The organism is Streptomyces sp. NPDC000941 (assembly GCF_053599555.1).
This window is the reverse complement of sequence record NZ_JBSFMM010000551.1, coordinates 1-1344: the sequence shown is the minus strand read 5'-3', so window position 1 is coordinate 1344 and position 1344 is coordinate 1. Positions and strand designations below refer to the sequence as shown.

The window sequence follows — 1344 nt, the reverse complement described above, 5'->3', positions numbered from 1 at the left end:
GTACAGCGATCGCACCCTGATGTGCGGGCAGGCCTGGAGTACGCGTTGGACGGCGGTGGGGGAGACCACGTCACCGCCGGTCAGCACCTCCTGGACCTGGTCGAAACACCCGGGATCCTCCTCCGCGATCACCCGGAACAGCCCCGCCGTCAGCTCGACGGCCGTGACTTGGCCATCGCTGATGAGCGTGCGCAGTGCTTTGGGATCGATCTGTTCGTTGGGCGCTACGACGATTCGGCCGCCGGAGAGCAGGGGGACCCAGATCTCGTAGTCGGAGGCGTCGAAGGCGTGCGGGGCGTGCATCAGCACCCGCTGGTGTGCGGTGTCGGCCCACGCCCTGTCGAGGGCGAGTTCCACCACACCGCGGTGCGGTACGGCCACGCCCTTCGGTTCGCCGGTGGAGCCCGAGGTGTACATCACGTAGGCGAGCTGGAGCGGATGCCTGCCGTTCAGGGCCGGGTTGCTTTCGTCGGCGTCGGCAGTGGTCAGGAGCGTGTCGGTCACCTCGACCAGGCGGGCGTCTGCGGTGAAGCCGGCTGCCTGTGTGGGGCGGTCGGTGAGGAGTACGTCGGCGCGGCAGTCGCGTATGACCGAGCGCAGCCGCTCCACGGGATGGCCCTCGTGCAGTGGTACGTAGTATCCGCCCGTCTTCAGCACCGCCAGCAGGACGGCTATCAGATCGGCGGAACGCTCCATCCACACCGCCACCGGGTGCCCCGGCTCGACCCCCAGCCGGATCAGGTACCGGGCCAGCCGGTTCGCCCGCGCGTTCAGCTCCGCGTACGTCAACTCCCGGCCCTGGAAGACGACCGCGACCGCGCCGGGGGTACGTGCCACCTGCGCCTCGAACAACTCCGGCAGCACCGCATCCGGCATCCGACGCGCCGTGTCATTCCAGCCGGACAGCAGCTGCTGCCGCTCGGCTTCACCCAGCACATCAACCTGTCCGACCGGTACATCGAGATCGGTGGCCATCGCCTCCAATATGCGCACCAGACGGCTGGCCAGCGCCTCCACCCACTCACGCTCAAGCAGATCGCCCTGATACTCCAGACGGAATACGAGTTCTTGCCCGGGCATCACGATGAGACTGAGGGGATAGTGAGTTCCGCTGCGACCGCGTTCCTTGACGAATGTCAGGCCATTCTTGTCGGGATCAGGAGCGTCTGAGACGTTGAGCGGGTAATTCTCAAAAATTACGACGGTGTCAAACAGTTCGTCATGCCCTGCCAAGTGTTGGACCTGCGAAAGCCCTAGGTGTTGGTGTGGCATGAGGCGGGTTTGTTGGTCTTGGAGTTGGGTGGCTGTTTGGGCGAGGGTTTGGGTGTTGTTGAGTTGTATGCG

The 1344-nt window shown here is 65.3% G+C and carries 1 protein-coding gene; it reads right to left on the bottom strand.

What is annotated here, in order from left to right; translation table 11 throughout:
* Positions 1-1341 (bottom strand): AMP-binding protein (locus ACWDSL_RS53425; protein WP_450497019.1); only part of this gene is annotated, 1341 nt, incomplete at its 3' end.
* Positions 1342-1344: the final 3 nt, after the last annotated feature.